The organism is Caulobacter segnis (assembly GCF_031454995.1).
GTDB classification, from domain to species: Bacteria; Pseudomonadota; Alphaproteobacteria; order Caulobacterales; family Caulobacteraceae; genus Caulobacter; species Caulobacter segnis_E.
The window spans coordinates 506,772-525,454 of sequence record NZ_JAVDRV010000002.1 but is presented as its reverse complement, the minus strand read 5'-3'; the positions used below and the strand labels follow the sequence as shown (position 1 = coordinate 525,454).

General features: G+C 64.6%; 20 protein-coding genes and 4 tRNA genes. 4 read left to right on the top strand and 20 right to left on the bottom strand.

Going from position 1 to position 18,683, the window contains the following annotated elements:
- Nucleotides 1-2 precede the first annotated feature (2 nt).
- The 9 genes from nuoF to J2728_RS08620 all read right to left on the bottom strand — a co-directional run bounded on the left by nuoF (nucleotide 3) and on the right by J2728_RS08620 (nucleotide 5,767).
- Nucleotides 3-1,322, bottom strand: a complete 1,320-nt coding sequence (nuoF, locus tag J2728_RS08660) for an NADH-quinone oxidoreductase subunit NuoF (RefSeq protein ID WP_309998362.1) — start codon at nucleotides 1,320-1,322, stop codon at nucleotides 3-5.
- A gap of 3 nt (nucleotides 1,323-1,325) precedes the next feature.
- Nucleotides 1,326-1,589, bottom strand: a complete 264-nt coding sequence (locus J2728_RS08655) for a hypothetical protein (RefSeq protein WP_309998360.1) — start codon at nucleotides 1,587-1,589, stop codon at nucleotides 1,326-1,328.
- Nucleotides 1,586-1,810 carry a hypothetical protein gene (locus J2728_RS08650; protein ID WP_309998359.1) on the bottom strand — a complete coding sequence of 75 codons (225 nt, stop codon included), beginning with the start codon at nucleotides 1,808-1,810 and terminating at the stop codon, nucleotides 1,586-1,588. The genes J2728_RS08655 and J2728_RS08650 overlap by 4 nt, the downstream gene beginning before the upstream one ends.
- Nucleotide 1,811: 1 nt before the next feature.
- A complete protein-coding gene (gene nuoE / locus J2728_RS08645) occupies nucleotides 1,812-2,501 on the bottom strand; it encodes an NADH-quinone oxidoreductase subunit NuoE (protein WP_309998357.1) in 690 nt (229 codons plus the stop codon).
- The gene (locus tag J2728_RS08640) at nucleotides 2,498-2,830 is read right to left on the bottom strand and encodes a nuclear transport factor 2 family protein (RefSeq protein WP_309998356.1); all 333 of its coding nucleotides are present in this window, start codon (nucleotides 2,828-2,830) and stop codon (nucleotides 2,498-2,500) included. Before J2728_RS08640 ends, nuoE begins: the two co-directional genes overlap by 4 nt.
- Nucleotides 2,827-4,077 carry an NADH-quinone oxidoreductase subunit D gene (locus tag J2728_RS08635; protein WP_309998354.1) on the bottom strand — a complete coding sequence of 417 codons (1,251 nt, stop codon included), beginning with the start codon at nucleotides 4,075-4,077 and terminating at the stop codon, nucleotides 2,827-2,829. Before J2728_RS08635 ends, J2728_RS08640 begins: the two co-directional genes overlap by 4 nt.
- A 102-nt stretch (nucleotides 4,078-4,179) precedes the next feature.
- Complete coding sequence (locus J2728_RS08630) at nucleotides 4,180-4,821, bottom strand: NADH-quinone oxidoreductase subunit C (RefSeq protein WP_309998352.1); 642 nt, start codon at nucleotides 4,819-4,821, stop codon at nucleotides 4,180-4,182.
- Complete coding sequence (locus J2728_RS08625; RefSeq protein WP_309998350.1) at nucleotides 4,818-5,420, bottom strand: NuoB/complex I 20 kDa subunit family protein; 603 nt, start codon at nucleotides 5,418-5,420, stop codon at nucleotides 4,818-4,820. The genes J2728_RS08630 and J2728_RS08625 overlap by 4 nt, the downstream gene beginning before the upstream one ends.
- Nucleotides 5,390-5,767 carry an NADH-quinone oxidoreductase subunit A gene (locus J2728_RS08620; RefSeq protein WP_013079359.1) on the bottom strand — a complete coding sequence of 126 codons (378 nt, stop codon included), beginning with the start codon at nucleotides 5,765-5,767 and terminating at the stop codon, nucleotides 5,390-5,392. Before J2728_RS08620 ends, J2728_RS08625 begins: the two co-directional genes overlap by 31 nt.
- 314 nt (nucleotides 5,768-6,081) lie before the next feature.
- On the opposite strand from J2728_RS08620, the gene J2728_RS08615 reads away from it, so the two are divergent.
- The 3 genes from J2728_RS08615 to J2728_RS08605 all read left to right on the top strand — a co-directional run bounded on the left by J2728_RS08615 (nucleotide 6,082) and on the right by J2728_RS08605 (nucleotide 7,373).
- A tRNA-Asp gene (locus tag J2728_RS08615) sits at nucleotides 6,082-6,158 on the top strand.
- A 67-nt stretch (nucleotides 6,159-6,225) separates the two neighbouring features.
- A tRNA-Asp gene (locus J2728_RS08610) sits at nucleotides 6,226-6,302 on the top strand.
- Between the two features lie 78 nt (nucleotides 6,303-6,380).
- Nucleotides 6,381-7,373, top strand: coding sequence for an LLM class flavin-dependent oxidoreductase (locus J2728_RS08605; RefSeq protein WP_309998348.1), 993 nt, complete (start codon nucleotides 6,381-6,383; stop codon nucleotides 7,371-7,373).
- Here J2728_RS08605 and J2728_RS08600 read toward each other — a convergent pair.
- The 5 genes from J2728_RS08600 to clpX form a co-directional block, all read right to left on the bottom strand.
- On the bottom strand, nucleotides 7,370-8,524 hold the full coding sequence (locus tag J2728_RS08600; protein WP_309999432.1) for a glycosyltransferase: 1,155 nt from the start codon (nucleotides 8,522-8,524) through the stop codon (nucleotides 7,370-7,372). The genes J2728_RS08605 and J2728_RS08600 overlap by 4 nt on opposite strands.
- Before the next feature lie 280 nt (nucleotides 8,525-8,804).
- Nucleotides 8,805-8,879, bottom strand: a tRNA-Val gene (locus J2728_RS08595).
- Between the two features lie 221 nt (nucleotides 8,880-9,100).
- The gene (locus tag J2728_RS08590) at nucleotides 9,101-9,379 is read right to left on the bottom strand and encodes an HU family DNA-binding protein (RefSeq protein ID WP_172271492.1); all 279 of its coding nucleotides are present in this window, start codon (nucleotides 9,377-9,379) and stop codon (nucleotides 9,101-9,103) included.
- A gap of 143 nt (nucleotides 9,380-9,522) precedes the next feature.
- A complete protein-coding gene (lon, locus tag J2728_RS08585) occupies nucleotides 9,523-11,922 on the bottom strand; it encodes an endopeptidase La (RefSeq protein WP_309998347.1) in 2,400 nt (799 codons plus the stop codon).
- A gap of 396 nt (nucleotides 11,923-12,318) precedes the next feature.
- Complete coding sequence (clpX, locus tag J2728_RS08580) at nucleotides 12,319-13,581, bottom strand: ATP-dependent Clp protease ATP-binding subunit ClpX (RefSeq protein WP_099442820.1); 1,263 nt, start codon at nucleotides 13,579-13,581, stop codon at nucleotides 12,319-12,321.
- A gap of 338 nt (nucleotides 13,582-13,919) precedes the next feature.
- Here clpX and J2728_RS08575 point away from each other — a divergent pair, with 338 nt between their 5' ends.
- Complete coding sequence (locus J2728_RS08575; protein WP_309998344.1) at nucleotides 13,920-14,594, top strand: HAD-IB family hydrolase; 675 nt, start codon at nucleotides 13,920-13,922, stop codon at nucleotides 14,592-14,594.
- A 79-nt stretch (nucleotides 14,595-14,673) separates the two neighbouring features.
- On the opposite strand, the gene J2728_RS08570 is transcribed toward J2728_RS08575, so the two are convergent.
- From J2728_RS08570 to J2728_RS08545, 6 genes are all read right to left on the bottom strand, one after another.
- Entirely contained in the window at nucleotides 14,674-15,306 is a 633-nt protein-coding gene (locus tag J2728_RS08570; RefSeq protein WP_013079367.1) for an ATP-dependent Clp protease proteolytic subunit, read from the bottom strand.
- Nucleotides 15,307-15,475: 169 nt separating this feature from the next.
- Nucleotides 15,476-15,925 (bottom strand): hypothetical protein, encoded by a 450-nt coding sequence (locus J2728_RS08565; RefSeq protein ID WP_309998340.1) that lies wholly within the window; start codon nucleotides 15,923-15,925, stop codon nucleotides 15,476-15,478.
- Between the two features lie 28 nt (nucleotides 15,926-15,953).
- Entirely contained in the window at nucleotides 15,954-16,418 is a 465-nt protein-coding gene (locus tag J2728_RS08560; RefSeq protein WP_309998339.1) for a hypothetical protein, read from the bottom strand.
- Nucleotides 16,419-16,451: 33 nt separating this feature from the next.
- A complete protein-coding gene (locus J2728_RS08555; RefSeq protein WP_309998338.1) occupies nucleotides 16,452-16,907 on the bottom strand; it encodes a hypothetical protein in 456 nt (151 codons plus the stop codon).
- Between the two features lie 115 nt (nucleotides 16,908-17,022).
- The gene (gene tig, locus J2728_RS08550) at nucleotides 17,023-18,381 is read right to left on the bottom strand and encodes a trigger factor (RefSeq protein ID WP_309998337.1); all 1,359 of its coding nucleotides are present in this window, start codon (nucleotides 18,379-18,381) and stop codon (nucleotides 17,023-17,025) included.
- A 182-nt stretch (nucleotides 18,382-18,563) separates the two neighbouring features.
- Nucleotides 18,564-18,648, bottom strand: a tRNA-Leu gene (locus J2728_RS08545).
- Between the last annotated feature and the right edge of the window lie 35 nt (nucleotides 18,649-18,683).

Sequence of the window (18,683 nt, the reverse complement as noted above, 5' to 3'; positions counted from 1 at the left end):
TGTTACTCCGCCGCGATCAGCTTGGCGCCCTGCACGTGCAGGCGACCGCTACGATAGGAAGCGATCCGCTCCTCCACCTCATGGCGGAAGTGACGGAACAGGCCCTGGATCGGCCAAGCGGCCGCGTCGCCCAGGGCGCAGATGGTGTGACCCTCGACCTGGGTCGTGACGTCCAGCAGGGTGTCGATCTCTTTCGGATCGGCCTCGCCGGTCGCCATGCGTTCCATGACCCGCCACATCCAGCCGGTGCCCTCGCGGCACGGCGTGCACTGGCCACAGCTCTCGTGCTTGTAGAAGTACGACAGGCGGGCGATGGCGCGGACGAGGTCGGTCGACTTGTCCATGACGATGACGGCGGCGGTGCCGAGGCCCGAGCGCAGGTTGCGCAGGGCGTCGAAGTCCATCGGCAGGTCTTCGCACTGCTCGGCCGGGATCATCGGCACCGAAGAGCCGCCCGGGATGACGGCCTTGAGGTTGCCCCAGCCGCCGCGAACGCCGCCGCAGTGATCCTCGATCAGCTGGCGGAACGGGATGCTCATCGCTTCTTCGACGTTGCAGGGCAGGTTCACGTGGCCCGAGACGCAGAAGAGCTTGGTGCCGGCGTTATTCGGACGGCCAAAGCCCGCGAACCAGGCCGCGCCGCGGCGCAGGATCGTGCCGGCGACGGCGATGCTCTCGACGTTGTTGACCGTGGTCGGCATGCCGTAGAGGCCAGCGCCCGCAGGGAACGGCGGCTTCAGGCGCGGTTGGCCCTTCTTGCCTTCCAGGCTTTCCAGCAGGGCCGTCTCTTCGCCGCAGATATAGGCGCCGGCGCCGTGGTGGACGTAGAGGTCGAAGTCCCAGCCGTGGACGTTGTCCTTGCCGATCAGCTTGGCCTCGTAGGCCTGCTTGATCGCCGCTTCCAGGCGCTCGCGCTCGAAGACGTACTCGCCGCGGATATAGATGTAGCAGGCGTTGGCCAGCATGGCGCGCGAGGCGATCAGGCAGCCCTCGATCAGGAGGTGCGGATCATGCCGCATGATCTCCCGGTCCTTGCAGGTGCCCGGCTCGGACTCGTCGGCGTTGACCACGAGGTAGTGAGGACGACCTTCCTTCACTTCCTTGGGCATGAACGACCACTTCAGGCCGGTCGAGAAACCGGCGCCGCCCCGGCCGCGCAGGCCGGAGTTTTTCATGTTGTCGATGATCCAGTCGCGCCCGGCGTCCAGGATGTCCTTGGTGCCATTCCAGCAGCCGCGCTTCTTCGCGCCCTCGAGGCCCCAGTCCTGGAGACCGTAGAGGTTCGTGAAGATGCGGTCCTTGTCTTCGAGGATACCGACCATGACTCAGCTTTGCGGATCGAATGGATGGGCGCGCACATAGCGCGTCCGACGAAGGATGACATAGGCGAAAAGCGACCAACCCACGCCAATCGTGACGAGGCCGGCCCAAGCCGCCCAAAACGGAGCGCCCTGAACGGAGCGCCCCCAGATCAGGAGCAGCGCGCCGACAAGGCAGGCCACGAGCCCAAGACCGCGTTCTCGGCGGGCCACGCTCTTGACCGTGTGGAAATAGGCCGTCCGACGGGCGTCGAGAGCATTGTCGGTCACGACGCGCCCTCCTCGCCCTTGGTCGCGCGCATCCAGCCCAGGATGAACCAGATGTGCGAGCCTAGACCGGCGACGATCGCGCTCAGGAAGACCAGCCGCAGCCAGTCGACCCGGAGCGACACCGCGCCGTAGATCGAGACGCCAGCCAGCACGAAGCACACCGCGTTGATGACGAGCATCGCGGTCAGGCGCTTCTTCTGGAGGGCGGCGTCAGCGGTCATGTCAGGCGGCCGGCTCCGACTTGGCCTTCGAAACCTTGGGCTTCTCGGGCAGATTCGGGATCTTGATCTTCTTGGCGGCCGAGCCGTCGTACAGCTTCGGATCCGTGAGGGTCTGGATCTTGCCCTTGGGCTCCGAGGCCACGCGGCCGTCATAGCTGCCCGGCTTTGGCGCCTTGCCGGCCGCGAAGTCGTCGAGGATCTGGGCCAGGCTCTCCGGCGTCAGGTCCTCGTAGTAGTAGTCGTTGATCGCGGCCATCGGAGCGTTGCAGCACGCGCCTAGGCACTCGACCTCTTCCCAGCTGAACTTGCCGTCGGCCGAGACGTGGTTGGCCTCGCCGATCTTGTCCTTCAGCACCGCCTTCAGATCCAGCGCGCCGCGCAGCTGGCAGGGCGTGGTGCCGCACAGCTGCACGAAGGCGACCTTGCCGACCGGCTGGAGCTGGAACATCACGTAGAAGGTGGCCACTTCCAGCACGCGGATGACCGGCATCTCGAGCTGTTTGGCGATCTCCTGGATCGCGGGCTCGGAGATCCAGCCTTCCTGCTTCTGGGCCAGCCACAGCATCGGGATCACCGCCGATTGCTTGCGCGCGGCGGGATACTTGGCTTTCCACCAGTCGGCCTTGGCCTGGCTTTCCTTCGAGAAGGCGAAGCTGGCGGGCTGTTCTTTGGCTAGACGACGAACGCTCATCGGGCGAAATCCACGCGGGCGATCTTGTCGCCCTTGAAGGTGTAGATGGCGGCGACCTGGAACGGCGCATCGCCGTTGCCGCGGTCGACATGCTCGTGATCGATCACGTTCGATCCGACCACGATGCGGTTCAGAAGCGTCGCCTTGTTTCCGGGAAACTCGGCGAAGGTCTTTGCATAGAAGGCGCGGTAGGCGTCGATACCCGTCCGAGCCACATCGCCATTCAGACCCGCGACGACGACGTCATCGGCGAAATGGGCGCAGTGCGCGTCCAGGTCCTGCGCGTTGTAGGCGTCGAGCTGCGCCTGGGCGATATCGGCCAGGCTCAACGGTCGATCTCCCCGAACACGATGTCCAGCGAGCCGAGGATGGCCGAGACGTCAGCCAGCTGGTGGCCGCGGTTCATCCAGTCCATGGCCGCCAGGTGCGGGAAGCCCGGCGCGCGGATCTTGCAGCGGTAGGGCTTGTTGGTGCCGTCCGAGACCACGAACACGCCGAACTCGCCCTTCGGGGCCTCGACGCAGGCGTAGACCTCGCCTTCCGGCGTCTTGAAGCCCTCGGTGTAGAGCTTGAAGTGGTGGATCAGCGCTTCCATCGAGCGCTTCATCTCGGCGCGGCGCGGCGGCGAGACCTTGTTGTCTTCCGACAGCACCGGACCATGCGTCTTGCGCAGCATTTCGCAGGCCTGGCGGATGATCTTGGTCGACTCGCGCATCTCCTGCATGCGGCAGAGATAGCGATCGTAGCAGTCGCCGTTCTTACCCAGCGGGATGTCAAACTCGAAGTCGTTGTAGTTCTCGTAGGGCTGGTTGCGGCGCAGGTCCCAGGCGATACCCGAACCGCGCACCATCACGCCCGAGAAGCCCCACAGGATTGCTTCTTCCTTGGTCACCACGCCGATGTCGACGTTGCGCTGCTTGAAGATGCGGTTGTCGGTGATCAGGCCTTCGATGTCGTCGCAGATCTTGGGGAACGCCTTGGCCCAGGCGTCGATGTCCTCGATCAGCTCAGGCGGCAGGTCCTGGTGGACGCCGCCCGGACGGAAGTAGTTGGAGTGCAGGCGAGCGCCGCAAGCGCGCTCGTAGAACACCATCAGCTTTTCGCGCTCCTCGAAGCCCCAGAGCGGCGGCGTCAGGGCGCCGACGTCCATGGCCTGGGTCGTCACGTTCAGCAGGTGGTTCAGGATCCGGCCGATTTCCGAATAGAGCACGCGGATGATCTGACCGCGGACCGGCACTTCGACGCCAAGCAGCTTCTCGATGGCCAGGCAGAAGGCGTGCTCCTGATTCATCGGCGCCACGTAGTCGAGGCGGTCGAAGTACGGGATGTTCTGCAGATAGGTGCGCGCTTCCATCAGCTTTTCGGTGCCGCGATGCAGCAGGCCGATGTGCGGATCGACGCGTTCGACGATTTCGCCGTCCAGCTCCAGCACCAGACGCAGCACACCGTGCGCGGCCGGGTGCTGCGGGCCGAAGTTGATGTTGAACTTGCGGACAGGCGTCTCCGGAATGGCCGGAGCCGTCGCCTCGTCTCGGAAGTAGTCGGTCGCCGCGGCGGGCGAGTTCGTGCCGGTCATGGCTACGGACCTTCGTTACACTGTTCCATGCCAGGGGCTGACGATCCGCCAACCCCGGCAAGTGATCTTGGAGTCTGGCGCCTTGGGACGCCGACCCCAGCCCTACGCGTCTCCCGCCCGCTTCTCGGCTTTCTCGTCGCCCGGCAGCGCATACTTGGCGCCTTCCCACGGGGAGAGGAAATCGAACGCACGGAACTCGGTGATCTTCACGGGTTCGTACACGACACGCTTAAGCTCGTCGTCGTAGCGCACTTCCACATAACCCGTCATGGGGAAGTCCTTCCGCAGCGGGTGGCCGTGGAAGCCGTAGTCGGTCAGGATCCGACGCAGGTCCGGGTGTCCTTCGAAGAACACGCCGTACATGTCGAAGGCCTCGCGCTCGAACCAGTCGGCGACCGGGAAGACCGGCGTCACGCTGGGAACGGCGGTGTCCTCGTCGGTCTGCACCTTGAGGCGGATGCGATGGTTCTTCACCAGCGACAGCAGGTGATAGACCACGTCGAAGCGGCGCTCGCGCTGCGGATAGTCGACGGCCGTAAGGTCCACCAGCTGGTGGAAGCGGCAATCAGGGTGATCGCGCAGGAACTCCAGCGCCTGGATGACCCGGTTGGCCGGGCCCAGCACCGTCAGTTCGCCGAACGCCACGTGATAGGCGGTGATCGCGCCAGCGCTGTTGGCCACGATAGCCTGGCCCAGCGCTTCCAGCGGCGAGATCGTCGTTTCGGTCGCAACCACGTCGGTCATCGCTCGATCGTCCCCGTGCGGCGGATCTTCTTCTGCAGCTGCAGAACGCCATACACCAGCGCCTCGGCCGTGGGCGGGCAGCCCGGGACATAGATGTCCACCGGCACGACGCGGTCGCAGCCGCGCACGACGCTGTAGCTGTAATAGTAGTAGCCGCCGCCATTAGCGCAGCTGCCCATCGAGATGACGTAGCGCGGCTCGGGCATCTGGTCGTAGACCTTGCGCAGAGCCGGAGCCATCTTGTTCGTCAGGGTGCCGGCGACGATCATCACGTCCGACTGGCGCGGGCTGGCGCGCGGCGCAAAGCCGTAGCGCTCCAGATCGTAGCGCGGCATCGACGCCTGCATCATCTCAACCGCGCAGCAGGCCAGGCCGAACGTCATCCACATCAGCGAGCCCGTGCGGGCCCAGGTGATCAGGTCGTCGGCGGCGGCGGTGATGAAGCCCTTGTCGGCCAGCTGCTGCGACACGCCGTCGAAGAACGGGTCGTGCAGCTTGGGGTCATAGCCCTCGACCGTGGTCCGGCCGCCAGACAGCGCCGGAACGGTGGACGAGTTGGCGGGAACGATCACTCCCATTCGAGGGCGCCCTTCTTCCATTCGTAGATAAAGCCGACGGTCAGGACGCCGAGGAAGGCCATCATCGACCAGAAGGCGAACTGAGCCACGTCATGCGGCAGCTTCATCAGCGTGACCGCCCACGGAAACAGGAACGCGACTTCCAGGTCGAAGATGATGAACAGGATCGACACCAGATAGAACCGGACGTCGAACTTCATGCGCGCGTCGTCGAAGGCGTTGAAGCCACATTCGTACGCGGAGAGCTTTTCCGGGTCCGGCGCCTTGGGCGCGAGCACGGCCGCGGCCAGCAGGAAAACGATCCCGATAGCCGCCGCGATCCCTAGGAAGATCACGATCGGCAGGTACTGAAGAAGGAAGGCGGTCATGACAGGCCTTGGCTTGAATCGAGCGGGTTGTAGCCCACTGTCGCAACCGCTTCAAACACCCCGGAACACATTGAGAAACGATCGCAACTAGAGCTCGTTTACCTAACGGCGGTTCACCAATGTTTTGGAGCTCCTTCCTTGCCCGCGAAGGCCGGCGCGCGCGCCCTGACGCCCATTTAAACCAGCGAACGACCAAGCTCTCCACACGCGTTTTGTCGCTTCTTCGATATGGCCGTTGACACGAGTCTTCGAGCGACATATCAGACGCGCCTCGCCGATCGGCGGGTCGCACTTTCGCTTCGGCGAAGGGATATGCGGATGTAGCTCAGTTGGTTAGAGCGCCGGCCTGTCACGCCGGAGGTCGCGGGTTCGAGCCCCGTCATTCGCGCCACCCCTTCTTGGGAATGGCTGCACCCTCCCCTCGGTCTACGGACGACCGTCGCGCCTAGGCGCACGACGCGGATGTAGCTCAGTTGGTTAGAGCGCCGGCCTGTCACGCCGGAGGTCGCGGGTTCGAGCCCCGTCATTCGCGCCACCGTCCAGTGGCTCCCGAACACAAAGAACAGTTTCCGCAACGTCTTGAGTTGCGGACGTCGAGCGCCATCTAGCGTTGATGGTCGCTTATCCCCGATTCTCCGTCCTCGACCTGGCTCCGGTTCCGCAAGGGACCGACGTGGGCCAGGCTCTCCACAACAGCCTCGATCTGGCGCGGCACGCCGAGCGACTCGGCTTCCACCGCTATTGGCTGGCCGAGCATCACAACATGCCGGGAATCGCCAGCGCGGCGACCGCCGTCGTGATCGGCCATGTGGCCGGCGGCACCTCGACGATTCGAGTCGGCTCCGGCGGGGTCATGTTGCCAAACCACGCCCCGCTGATGGTGGCCGAGCAGTTCGGCACGCTGAACGCGCTCTACCCCGGCCGTATCGACCTGGGCCTGGGCCGCGCGCCCGGGACGGACCAGGCGACCATGCGAGCGCTTCGGCGCTATGCCGGCGCCGTCGATTCCTTCGCGCAGGACGTCGTCGAGCTGCAGCGCTGGTTCCAGCCCGCGACAGCCGACCAATCCGTGCGCGCGGTTCCAGGTGAAGGTCAGAACGTCCCGATCTGGATTCTGGGCTCTTCGACCTGGGGCGCGCAGCTGGCCGCGGCCCTGGGCCTGCCCTATGCCTTCGCCGCCCATTTCGCGCCAGACGCCCTGCTGGACGCCCTCCTCCTGTACCGTCGGCATTTCAAGCCATCGGAGACCTTGGACAAGCCGTACGCCATGGTCTGCATCGGCGTCTGCGCCGCCGACACCGATAAGGAAGCGGCGCGACTGGCGACCTCGACCCAGCAACAGTTCCTGGCGCTGCGTCGCGGCCGGCCCGGCCTGCTGCCGCCGCCAGTGGACGATATTCGGGAGCATGCCTCGCCGGCGGAGTTGGCCGGCCTGGATCACACCTTCCAGTATTCCGCGATCGGCTCTCCGGAGACCGTCGAGCGTAAGATCAAGCAGGTGCTCGAGCTGACGGGCGCGGATGAGCTGATGGTCGCCTCACAGATTCACGACCACGCGGCGCGCAAGCACAGCTACGAAATCCTCGCGAATCTGAAGTCGGCCTAGTGACCGCGCGGATGCGCTAGGCCGCCGAAGGCGTCACGCCCGGTCAAGCCGCCATAGATGAAGCACAGCTGGCGGAAGACCGCGTCCCAGCCATGCCGCTCCACGGCCCGGCGACGCGCCGCGGCGCCAACGGCGGCCAGGTCCCGCGCGAACAGGGCCTCTATGGCTTCAGCGAAGGCGGCGGGCTCCGAGCGGGAGGCCAGTTGCCCGACTTCCTCATCGACCGATTCCGCGACACCGCCGGCGGCGACGCCGACCACGGGCAGGCCGCACGCCATGGCCTCCAACACGATGAGTCCGAACGGCTCGTTGTCGTTGGCGTGCACGAAGGCGTCGCAACTGGCCAGGATGCTCGCCAGCTCGGCGGGGTCTCGAACGTAGTCGAGGCTGACAGCGCGGTCGCTGACCGGCGCGCCGCCACCCGCGCCGACAAACAGAAGCTTATAGGGCGCTCCAAGCCGCTCGACCGCGGCGACCAGGACGTCAAGACGCTTCTCCCGCGCCGGCCGCCCCGCGAAGACAAGCAACTTCTCGTCGGAGGAAACGCCCAGTCGGCGACGAAGCGCGGCTCGATCCGCGCGGCTCGGGTGGAAAAGCTCCGTATCGACGCCTAGCGGCAGGCCGATGGCGTTGTGAACCCCCGCTTCGATCAGACGGCCGGCGATAAACCGACTGGGCGCCACGGCCTGGTCGAACTGGCGGTAGACCGCCGCCCATCGCTTCTGAACGGGCTTTTCAGCCCATTCGCCGATATGCAGCGCCGCGAGCTTGCCGAGATCCGTGTGGCAGAAGCCCACGACCGGGACCCCCAGCGCATCCCCCGCCCGCAAGGCCGCCAGGCCGGGCGTATAGGGATCTCCAGCCTCGATGATGTCTGGACGTTGCCGGATCAGTCGATCCATCCAGGCGGCCTTCACGACGGGCCACCGATAGCCCGCGCCGAACGGCAATGGCGCGGCGTAGATCGAAACCCGACCGTTACCGTCGTAGGAATCCCTCGCGCCCGGCACCACCAGGGTGTGACGCACCGCGGGGCGGTTGGCCGCTAGCCAAGCGCGCTTGGACGATAGGTACCGGCGCACGCCGCCGCTGCGCGGCGCGTACAGCATGGTGGTGTCTACCAGGCGGACCGTATCGAGCGGCGGGTCGATCTCGGCCGAAAAACTACTGAGACCGAACGGCCGATCCGTTCTCGTATCCGTCACGCCGAATCCTCATCGCTACGCCAGGCCTCCCCATTCGGCCTCGGATCGATAAAGCTTTTGCGACAGCAAGGGTTCCTCGCCATCCCCGGGCGTCCCCGAAACGACACGGCCACGGCCCGAAGCCTGGATTAGCCATAACTCGACTTGCGTCCGGGCGCTACGCCACATGACGGCGGGCGCCGCGCTCGGGGTGGACGCCTCGCGCCGATCGCGCCGGAGGAGGAAGTGGTGGGCAGTGAGGGGATCGAACCCCCGACCCTCTCGGTGTAAACGAGACGCTCTACCGCTGAGCTAACTGCCCTCTGAAGCCGGCCCGATCTAGATGGTAACCTCTAGACCAGACAAGCAGGCTCTACCGCCATACGCTTGGAGCGCGTTCGAGCGGTTTAGTCGCTCACACTTAACGCAACGCGCTCCAAGGCCGCCGCTTCTAGCGGGCGCGCGCGATCGGGCAAAGCCCGAAATGCGAAAGGCGGAACGTCAGCCCCCGCGACGCCCCGCCTTCCTTAAACAGAAACTGGATCAGCCGTTCAGAGACGACTTCAGGCCTTCGCCGACCTGGAAACGCGCGGTCTTCGACGCGGGACGGTTGACCGTCTCGCCCGTGCGCGGATTTCGCGCCGTGCCAGCGGCGCGCGCGACAGCCTTGAACGTGCCGAAACCGACCAGGCGTACGTCCTGGCCCGACTTGAGGGAGTCGGTGACGGCGTCGATAAAGGCTTCCAGCGCGTCCTTGGCTTGGTTCTTGTTGATGCCCGCCTTCTCGGCGATCGCCGTGACGAGTTCGGCTTTTGTGGTCATGTTTTTCTCCCAGCCTGAGCTGCGACGTGTTTTCGCTTACGGCGCTGAGCTCGCTCGGGATTATGGCGGCAGAAAATGCCTCGTCAAACGAGAGCGGCGCGGGAAACTCCCGCGCCGCATAAGTTATCGTCGATAAGTTACGCTTAGTGCGTCAGAATAGCGTCGCTGTCGCCGTCATCCTTCTTCGCACCCGCAGCAATCGGCTCCTCGGCCTCATTCCACTCGACCGGGGTGAGCGGACCGGTCAGGGCATGCTTGAGCACCTCGTCGACCGTCGAGACCGGGATGATCTCAAGGCCATCCTTGACACTTTGAGGCACGTCCACGAGGTCCTTCTCGTTCTCCTGCGGGATCAGCACGGTCTTCACGCCGGAGCGCAGGGCCGCGAGCAGCTTCTCCTTCAGGCCGCCAATCGCGGTGACCCGGCCGCGCAAGGTGATCTCGCCAGTCATGGCGATATCCTTGCGGATGGGAATACCGGTCAGCACCGAGACCATGGCCAGGGCCATGGCGATACCGGCCGACGGACCATCCTTGGGGGTGGCGCCGTCCGGCACGTGGATGTGTACGTCGGTCTTCTCGAAGACCGGCGGCTTGACGCCAAACTGCAGCGCCCGCGACCGCACGTAGCTGTTGGCCGCCGAGATCGACTCCTTCATCACCTCCTTGAGGTTGCCGGTGATCTGCATGCGACCCTTGCCCGGCATCTTCACGGCTTCGATGGTCAGGATGTCGCCGCCGAACTCCGTCCAGGCCAAGCCCGTGACGATGCCGACCTGGTCGACCTCGTCGGTCTCGCCATAGCGGTACTTCTTGACGCCCGCGTACTTGGCCAGGCGCTCGTCGTCGATCGTGATCGAGGTCAGCTTCTCGCGGGCCAGGTCACGGACCGTCTTGCGCGCCAAGGCGCCCAGTTCCCGCTCCAACGACCGCACGCCAGCTTCCCGCGTGTAGTAGCGGATCAGGTCGCGGATCGCCTTGTCCGGCACGATAAACTCGGCCGGCTTCAGACCATGGTCCTTGGACAGCTTCGGCAGGATGTGCCGCTTGGCGATCTCCAGCTTCTCGTCCTCGGTGTAGCCGGGGATGCGGATGATCTCCATGCGGTCCAGCAGCGGCTGGGGCATGTTCAGGCTGTTGGCCGTCGTGACGAACATCACCTGCGACAGGTCGTAGTCGACTTCCAGGTAGTGGTCGCCGAACGTCGAGTTCTGCGAGGGATCCAGCACCTCCAGCAGCGCCGAGGCGGGATCGCCGCGGTAGTCGCTGCCCATCTTGTCGATCTCGTCCAGCAGAACGAAGGCGTTGGTGGTCTTGGCCTTCTTCATCGACTGGATGACCTTGCCGGGCATCGAACCGATGTAGGTGCGGCGGTGACCGCGGATCTCGGCTTCGTCACGCACGCCGCCGAGGCTCATACGCACGAACTCGCGGCCCGTGGCCTTGGCCAGCGACTTGCCTAGCGAGGTCTTGCCAACGCCCGGAGGGCCGACCAGGCACAGGATCGGACCCTTCAGGGAGTTGGTGCGGGCCTGAACGGCCAGGTACTCCAGGATCCGTTCCTTGACCTTTTCCAGACCGTAGTGATCGGCGTCGAGGATGCCCTCGGCCTCCGTCAGGTCGATCTTCTTGGTCTTGGCCTTGCCCCACGGGATCGACAGCAGCCAGTCGAGATAGTTCCGAACGACCGTGCTCTCGGCCGACATCGGGCTCATGTTGCGCAGCTTCTTCAGCTCGCCCTCGGCCTTGGCCCGCGCTTCCTTCGACAGCTTGGTCTTCTTGATGCGCTTTTCGAGGTCGATCAGTTCATCGCGCGCGTCATCCGGATCGCCCAGCTCGCGCTGGATCGCCTTCATCTGCTCGTTCAGATAGTACTCGCGCTGGGTCTTCTCCATCTGGCGCTTCACGCGCGAGCGGATCTTCTTCTCGACCTGCAGCACCGAGATCTCGCCTTCCATGAGGGCGAAGACCTTTTCCAGGCGCTTCACGACGTCGAAGATCTCGAGCAGGTTCTGCTTGTCGCCGATCTTGACGGAAAGGTGCGCGGCGATGCTGTCGGCCAGCTTGCCCGGCTCGGCGATCTGCGGGATCGAGGCCAGGGCTTCCGGCGGCACCTTCTTGTTCAGCTTGACGTAGTTTTCGAACTGCTCGACGACCGCGCGCGACAAGGCTTCGGCCTCGGGACCCGCGCCTTCGTCTTCGCTGACCTCGCCGATATGGGCCTCGTAATAGGCCTCTTGGTCGGTGAACTTCACGACGGCCGCGCGGCCCTTGCCCTCGACCAGAACCTTCACGGTGCCATCGGGCAGTTTCAGAAGTTGCAGAACGGTGGCCAGCACGCCGACGTCGAAGATGTCGCCCGGCGCCGGATCATCATCCGCCGAGTTCTTCTGCGTCACGAGCAGGATCTGCTTGTCGCCGCGCATCACTTCCTCGAGGGCGCGCACGGACTTGTCGCGGCCCACGAAGAGCGGGACCACCATGTGCGGGAAAACAACAATGTCCCGCAGCGGCAAGACAGGAAGCGTACGTAGTTCGGACATGTGCTCAATACTCCCGGCCGCGGCGAGGGAAGCGCCTTGGCCATGCGGGCCGCCGTCACGTCAGACGATGCGCCTGAGTCGATCGACCCGTCCGCCCTGGACTGGGCGGAATGTCGTTATTTATGTGGACGTTTTACAACAGGGTTCAAGCGTACTCGCCTCACAGCGGCGACAGGTCGCGCATGTCCGGCCAAGTTGAAACGGGCATGCCGCCCCTTCGCCATGACTAGGCACGTTCATCCAAGATCCGGACTTTTAAGCGCTTTCCTTCACCTGCGGGGGCTGAGACCGCGATGCATCGGCGTCGCGACAACGATGCGCCCCAAAGCGGGTTATCCACGAAAAAGGGCGCGCCTCCACAGGGAAGACGCGCCCTTGATCTTCGGAAGCGGACGATTAGGCCGAGGCCGCGCCGCCCTTCTTCTCCGCGTAGATCAGCAGCGGCTGAGCCCGGCCTTCGACGACCTCGGCGTTGACCACCACTTCCTCGACGCCCTCGTAGTTGGGCAGCTCGAACATGGTCTCCAGCAGGATGCCTTCCATGATCGAACGCAAACCGCGCGCGCCGGTCTTGCGGGCGATGGCCTTCTTGGCGACCTGGTGTAGGGCGTCCTCGGTGAAGGTCAGGCCGATGTTCTCCATCTCGAACAGGCGCTGGTACTGCTTGACGAAGGCGTTCTTCGGCTCGGTCAGGATCTTGACCAGGGCGGCCTCGTCGAGGTCCTCCAGGGTCGCGACCACCGGCAGACGGCCGATGAATTCCGGGATCAGGCCGAAGCGCTGCAGGTCGTCGGGCTCGACGTTCCGCAGGATCTCGCCCGTGCGACGCTCTTCCGGATCGGTCACCTTGGCGCCGAAGCCGATCGACTTAGCCGCGCCGCGCGCCGAGATGATCTTCTCGAGCCCGGCGAAGGCGCCGCCGCAGATGAACAGGATGTTCGTCGTGTCGACCTGCAGGAATTCCTGCTGCGGATGCTTACGCCCGCCTTGCGGCGGCACGGAGGCGACGGTGCCTTCCATGATCTTCAGCAGAGCTTGCTGCACGCCCTCGCCCGATACGTCGCGGGTAATCGACGGATTGTCGGACTTGCGGCTGATCTTGTCGATTTCGTCGATGTAGACGATGCCGCGCTGGGCGCGCTCGACGTTGTAGTCGGCGGCTTGCAGCAGCTTCAGCACGATGTTCTCGACGTCTTCGCCGACGTAACCGGCTTCGGTCAGCGTCGTGGCGTCGGCCATCGTGAACGGCACGTCGATGATTCGAGCCAGGGTCTGAGCCAGCAGGGTCTTACCCGTGCCGGTCGGGCCGACCAGCAGGATGTTCGACTTGGCCAGTTCGACGTCGTTGTTCTTCGACGCGTGGTTGAGGCGTTTGTAGTGATTGTGGACCGCCACCGCGAGAACCTTCTTCGCGTGGCCTTGCCCGATCACGTAATCGTCCAGGACTTCGCAGATTTCGCGCGGCGTGGGCACGCCGTCCTTGGACTTCACGAAGGCGATCTTGTGCTCTTCGCGGATGATGTCCATGCAGAGCTCGACGCATTCATCACAAATGAACACCGTCGGTCCCGCGATGAGCTTGCGCACCTCATGTTGGCTCTTTCCGCAGAAAGAACAGTAGAGAGTGCTTTTCGTGTCGCCGCTCGCGGCTTTCGTCATGATCGCTTCTCACACTATGGCGACATACGGCTTAACGCCGAGACGCCCCTCCGAGCGCATAAGCCGCCACCGAAGCAGCCAGGATATACGCCGGGAGTTGTCTAATCCTTGACATTCCCCGATCCGGGCGCGCTTCACAAGCCTTGCCGGCGCCTTTCCCGCCTCAAACGCTTCAACGCGACCGATCGTGTCATGACCTCGCCATCTAAATTGGGCGATTGGCGCTTGGGTGCAAGCGTTGCGCGACTTGGGGCCTTACCGCCCCCCGCCGAAGCCCTTATTACGGGTACTGGAATCGTATGGAACCGGCGCGCGTCACGCGACGGCATGGAAGGTCTATGGCCAAGCGTTCGTTGATGTCGAAGGGGTTGAGCGCCTCGCGCCCGATGACCGGCGAAATGGGTCATGAGCGGGCGCTCGTGGCCTTCGATTTCGACGGGACCCTGACGGTCAAGGACAGCTTCAACGCCTTCCTGAAATGGCGCTCCGGCCGCCGGCGCTGGACGCGTGGAGTTCTCCGCCTGACCCCGGCCCTGCTGACCTATGTGTTCGACCGCAACCGTGGAAAACTCAAGGCCGCCGCCGTTCGCGAGTTCCTGAAGGGCGCGACGGTCGCCGAGATCGAGGCCGACGCGCGGGCCTTCGCCCAGGCCTTCGCCCCTTCCCTGCTCCGCCCCGACGCGGTGGCGGTGTGGCGCGCCTGGCGGGCCAAGGGCGCGCGGATCGTGATCGTCACCGCATCGCCCGAGATCACGGTCGCGCCGTTCGCGCGAGGCCTCGGCGCCGATGTGCTGATCGGCACGCGACTGATGTGTTCGGAGGATGGGCGCATCCTCGGCGGGCTCGACGGCGCCAACTGCCGGGCCAAGGAAAAGGTCGTGCGCCTGCGCGAAATCTTCGGGCCGGACGTCCATCTGACGGCCGCCTATGGCGACACCTCCGGCGACACTGAGATGCTCGCGATCGCCGAGGAGAAGGGTTACCGGATCTTCCGGGGCAAACCGGTCACCTGAGCGGATTAGTCGCACCCTCCGGACAAGAAAAAAGCCGCCGATCGGATGACCGGCGGCTCTTCTTTTAGCGGACTGACGCCTATTCGGCGCCGGCCTCGGCCGCTTCGCGGCTGTCGTACACGTGGTCGACCAGGCCCCAGGCCTTGGCTTCGTCGGCGCTCATGAAGTGGTCGCGATCAAGGGTGCGCTCGACCTCCTCATAGGTGCGGCCGCAGTGCTTGACGTAGATTTCGTTCAAGCGACGCTTGGTCTTGATGATGTCCTCAGCGTGGCGCTCGATGTCCGAGGCCTGGCCGCGGAAACCGCCCGACGGCTGGTGCACCATGATGCGAGCGTTCGGCAGGCTGATGCGCTGACCGGCGGCGCCAGCGGCGAGCAGCAGGCTGCCCATCGAGGCGGCCATGCCCATGCACACCGTCGAGACCGGGCTCTTGATGTACTGCATGGTGTCGTAGATCGCGAGACCGGCCGTCACCACGCCGCCCGGCGAATTGATGTACATGGCGATCTCTTTCTTGGGGTTCTCGGACTCCAGGAAGAGAAGCTGCGCGCAGATCAGGCTGGCCATGCCGTCCTCGACGGGGCCGGTCAGGAAGATGATCCGCTCCTTCAGCAGCCGCGAGAAGATGTCGAACGCGCGCTCGCCGCGGCTCGTCTGCTCGACCACCATGGGAACGAGGTTCATCGCGGTCGAAACCGGATCATACATCATGCATAAAGCCCTTCTCGCTTGGCGCGCGGAGGAAGAGAATCAGTCCCGCCCGCGACATCCCAATGCATATCGCGTCGCATGCGCCAAGATGCAAGCCGACACGGCGTGGGGGCTCCGCCGAGAAGCGGAGGCGACGCCGCGATCCAGAGATCGCGACGCGCCAGGACCGCTAGTTCAACTTGGCCAAGACGGCGCGAGCATCGGCGGCGGTAGCCACATCGGGTTTGCGTCCTTTACCGAAGGTGACCAGCGTCGCCACGCCAGGCTCGGAAGCCCCAGGCGGATTGGCCGGCCGACTGGACATCGCCATCAACATATAGGGGCTGGTCGCGGCGATCATATTGTCCGGCCGCTGCATATCCCACGCGCGGGTTCGCTGACGCGTAGTGTCCGAAGCTGACCGTATGTCGAACCAGTCACATCCCCTTCGAAGGGTTTCCTCGCTGACGGCGCGGAGAAAGGCCTCCCGCAACTCGGGAAAACCTTCACCCGAGCGCCCCTGAACTGTCACGCGAGCCATTCTCGGATCGGTGGACTGAACATCGATTGTGGGCGCGGCCTGAGCAACACCGGAAAGAAGCGTTAGCGTCGCCGCCGGGCCGAGTAGCCAAGATTTCATGACACGCCTCCATCGAAATCGACTGGCCTCAGTGAAGCTCATCCAAAACGGCCCGAGCGTCGGCCGTGGTCGCCTTGTCAGGCTTAGGTCCCTTGCCGAACGTGACCAAGGCGTCGACACCGGGCTCGAAGACCCGCGTTGGCGCGGGCGGAACGAGCATCGCGTCTCCGCTAATCGTGACCGTGTAGATACCCGAGGACGCTGAACCAGTCATGGAGCGATAGAAGAGAGGCGGCGTGACGTCGCGCTGGCGCGTGGTGTCCGCGACGTATCGCAGATCGAACCAATCATAACCTCGGCGCAGCGCCTCTTCGCTGGTCGCCCGCAGGAACGCGGCGCGCACCTGTGGGAACTTTTGTCCCGCCTGAGGCGCGACCGTCACGCGGGCCGTCTCTGCGTCGATCGACTGAATACTGACCTTCGGGGCCGCGAAGGCCGCGCTCCCAACGCCAGCCAAGCTGATCGCCGCCAAGGCGATAGTGATGCTTCTCATGCGTTCTCTCCTCTATCGAAACGGGTTCCCAAACTAGCGCAGCTTCGCCAACATCTCCCGAGCGTCGGCGACGTTCGCGTTTTCGGGCCTTTGGCCCCTTCCAAAGGTGACGACAGCGATCACGCCGCTATCAACCACTTGCACCTTTTCGGGCCCGGCCGTGAGCATGAGGCCGGAGCGCAAGGGCGTGTAACCGCCGCCTGCGCTCGAGACCGCCGAGTTCATCCCCGGCCGCTCGACAGTCCGCTGACGACTGTTGTCGACAACCTCTATGATCTGGAACCATTCGTAGCCGCGATCGAGCGCTTCTTGGCTCGCGGCCCGCAGGAAGATGGCGCGCATCTTGTCGAGCTTCAGGCCCTTTTCGGGCGGCACGGAAATCCGGACGGTCGCCGGGTCGATCGATTCGACCTTGGCCTGGACGCCGGCGTAGGCGGCGGTGGCGGTGGCGAGCATGGCTGCGGCAACGCCTGCGATCAGAACTTTCACCCCTACGCTCCGCTCTACCTGAGGACGCGTTTTACGATCCTCCCGTTTTAGGAGTCACGCAAGAAAAAAGGCGTGACCCAGAGGATCACGCCTTGTCTCTCGGAAGCGGCGGTAGTTAGCCGCCGTAGCCTTCCGGCAGGTCGTCTTCTTCCAGGAGCTCGTCCTTGGAGACTTCCTTTTCCTCGACCTTGGCCTTGCCGAAGATCAGGTCCACGACCTTGTCTTCGTAGATCGGGGCGCGCAGAGCGGCCTGCAGGTCGGCGCGCTGGCGGTACATGTCGAACACCTGCTGGGCTTGCGCGCCGTATTGGCGAGCTTCGCGCATGATGGCGTCGGTCAGTTCCTGGTCGGTGACGACCACGTCGTTCTTGCGGCCGATCTCGGCGAGCACCAGACCCAGGCGCACGCGGCGCTCGGCGATCTTGCGGTACTCGTCCTTCAGTTGGTCTTCCGACTTCTCGGCGTCTTCCGGCGGCAGGCCGCCGCGGGCCTTGTCGGCCTCGACCTGTTGCCAGATGCCGGCAAACTCGGCTTCGACCATGCGCGGCGGCAGCGGGAAGTCGTGCTTGGTGTCCAGGACGTCCAGCAGGGCGCGCTTCAGCTTGAAGCGCGACGAGTTGTCGTAGCGGCCCGACAGGTTCGAGCGCAGCAGCTCCTTCAGAGCCGCCAGGTCCGACAGGCCCAGGCGCTTGGCCAGCTCGTCGTCGGCCTTGCCGTCGACCGGAGCGCGGACTTCGGTCACCTTGGTGGCGAACTCGGCGTCCTTACCGGCCAGTTCCTTGGCTTGGTACTCTTCCGGGAACTTCACCTTCACGACGATCTCGTCGCCCGGCTTGGCGCCGACCAGTTGGTCTTCGAAGCCTGGGATGAACTGACCCGAACCCAAGACCAGCTCGGCGCCTTCGGCCTTGCCGCCGGCGAACTCGACGCCGTCGATCGTGCCGACGAAGTTGATCAGCAGCTGATCGCCGTCCTTGGCCTTCACGGTCTTGCCGGTGCGCGGTTCATAGGTGCGGGCTTGCTTGGCCAGCTCGTCCAGGGCCTCGTCGACCTCGGCGTCGGCGACCTTGTAGACCGGCTTCACCAGCTCGATCGAAGCCGGGTCGATCGGCTCGAACTCGGGCATCACCTCGACGGCCAGTTCGAAGGCCAGGTCTTCGCCGCCAGCCATGACCTTTTCCATGTCCGACGACGGGTTCAGCTCGGGCTGACCAGCCGGGCGCAGCTTGTTCTCTTCCAGGACCTTCTGGGTGGTCTCGTTGAGCGCCTGCTCGATGACCTCGCCCATCAGGGCCTTGCCGTACATGCGGCGCACGTGGGCCGTCGGCACCTTGCCGGGACGGAAGCCCTTCACGTTCATCTGCGGGGCGACTTCGGCGATCCGCGCATCCAGACGGGTGGCCAGTTCACTCGCGGGCACCGTGACGCCAAAAACGCGGCTGAGGCCTTCGCCCGACTTTTCAACGATCTGCATCGACATTCTTAATTTTCGGGTCGGGGCGCCGGGCGCCCGAGCTCCGCCCTTGGGGTCCAAAAGATCGACGCCGCCCGCGAGGACCGGGGCGGCGAAAGAGCGCCCTTATGTCACGACGTGCGCGAGCATCCAAGAGCGGCGGCGATAAAACTCACGGGGCCACAAAGACCCAGTGAGAAGGGTGGTGCGGATGAGAGGACTCGAACCTCCACGCCTCGCGGCGCTGGAACCTAAATCCAGTGCGTCTACCAGTTTCGCCACATCCGCGTGTGACGGGGATTACGGATTTGGAGCGCGTGGCG

What these genes read in the sequence shown, in the direction of transcription:
- J2728_RS08625 (WP_309998350.1), bottom strand. Translation starts at nt 5,420, where the DNA reads ATGGAAGAAGGGCGCCCTCGAATGGGAGTGATCGTTCCCGCCAACTCG.
- J2728_RS08575 (WP_309998344.1), top strand. Translation starts at nt 13,920, where the DNA reads ATGGCCAAGCGTTCGTTGATGTCGAAGGGGTTGAGCGCCTCGCGCCCG.
- J2728_RS08635 (WP_309998354.1), bottom strand. Translation starts at nt 4,077, where the DNA reads ATGACCGGCACGAACTCGCCCGCCGCGGCGACCGACTACTTCCGAGAC.
- nuoF (WP_309998362.1), bottom strand. Translation starts at nt 1,322, where the DNA reads ATGGTCGGTATCCTCGAAGACAAGGACCGCATCTTCACGAACCTCTAC.
- J2728_RS08565 (WP_309998340.1), bottom strand. Translation starts at nt 15,925, where the DNA reads ATGAAATCTTGGCTACTCGGCCCGGCGGCGACGCTAACGCTTCTTTCC.
- J2728_RS08570 (WP_013079367.1), bottom strand. Translation starts at nt 15,306, where the DNA reads ATGATGTATGATCCGGTTTCGACCGCGATGAACCTCGTTCCCATGGTG.
- J2728_RS08605 (WP_309998348.1), top strand. Translation starts at nt 6,381, where the DNA reads ATGGTCGCTTATCCCCGATTCTCCGTCCTCGACCTGGCTCCGGTTCCG.
- J2728_RS08590 (WP_172271492.1), bottom strand. Translation starts at nt 9,379, where the DNA reads ATGACCACAAAAGCCGAACTCGTCACGGCGATCGCCGAGAAGGCGGGC.
- J2728_RS08650 (WP_309998359.1), bottom strand. Translation starts at nt 1,810, where the DNA reads ATGACCGCTGACGCCGCCCTCCAGAAGAAGCGCCTGACCGCGATGCTC.
- nuoE (WP_309998357.1), bottom strand. Translation starts at nt 2,501, where the DNA reads ATGAGCGTTCGTCGTCTAGCCAAAGAACAGCCCGCCAGCTTCGCCTTC.
- clpX (WP_099442820.1), bottom strand. Translation starts at nt 13,581, where the DNA reads ATGACGAAAGCCGCGAGCGGCGACACGAAAAGCACTCTCTACTGTTCT.
- J2728_RS08630 (WP_309998352.1), bottom strand. Translation starts at nt 4,821, where the DNA reads ATGACCGACGTGGTTGCGACCGAAACGACGATCTCGCCGCTGGAAGCG.
- J2728_RS08560 (WP_309998339.1), bottom strand. Translation starts at nt 16,418, where the DNA reads ATGAGAAGCATCACTATCGCCTTGGCGGCGATCAGCTTGGCTGGCGTT.
- lon (WP_309998347.1), bottom strand. Translation starts at nt 11,922, where the DNA reads ATGTCCGAACTACGTACGCTTCCTGTCTTGCCGCTGCGGGACATTGTT.
- tig (WP_309998337.1), bottom strand. Translation starts at nt 18,381, where the DNA reads ATGCAGATCGTTGAAAAGTCGGGCGAAGGCCTCAGCCGCGTTTTTGGC.
- J2728_RS08620 (WP_013079359.1), bottom strand. Translation starts at nt 5,767, where the DNA reads ATGACCGCCTTCCTTCTTCAGTACCTGCCGATCGTGATCTTCCTAGGG.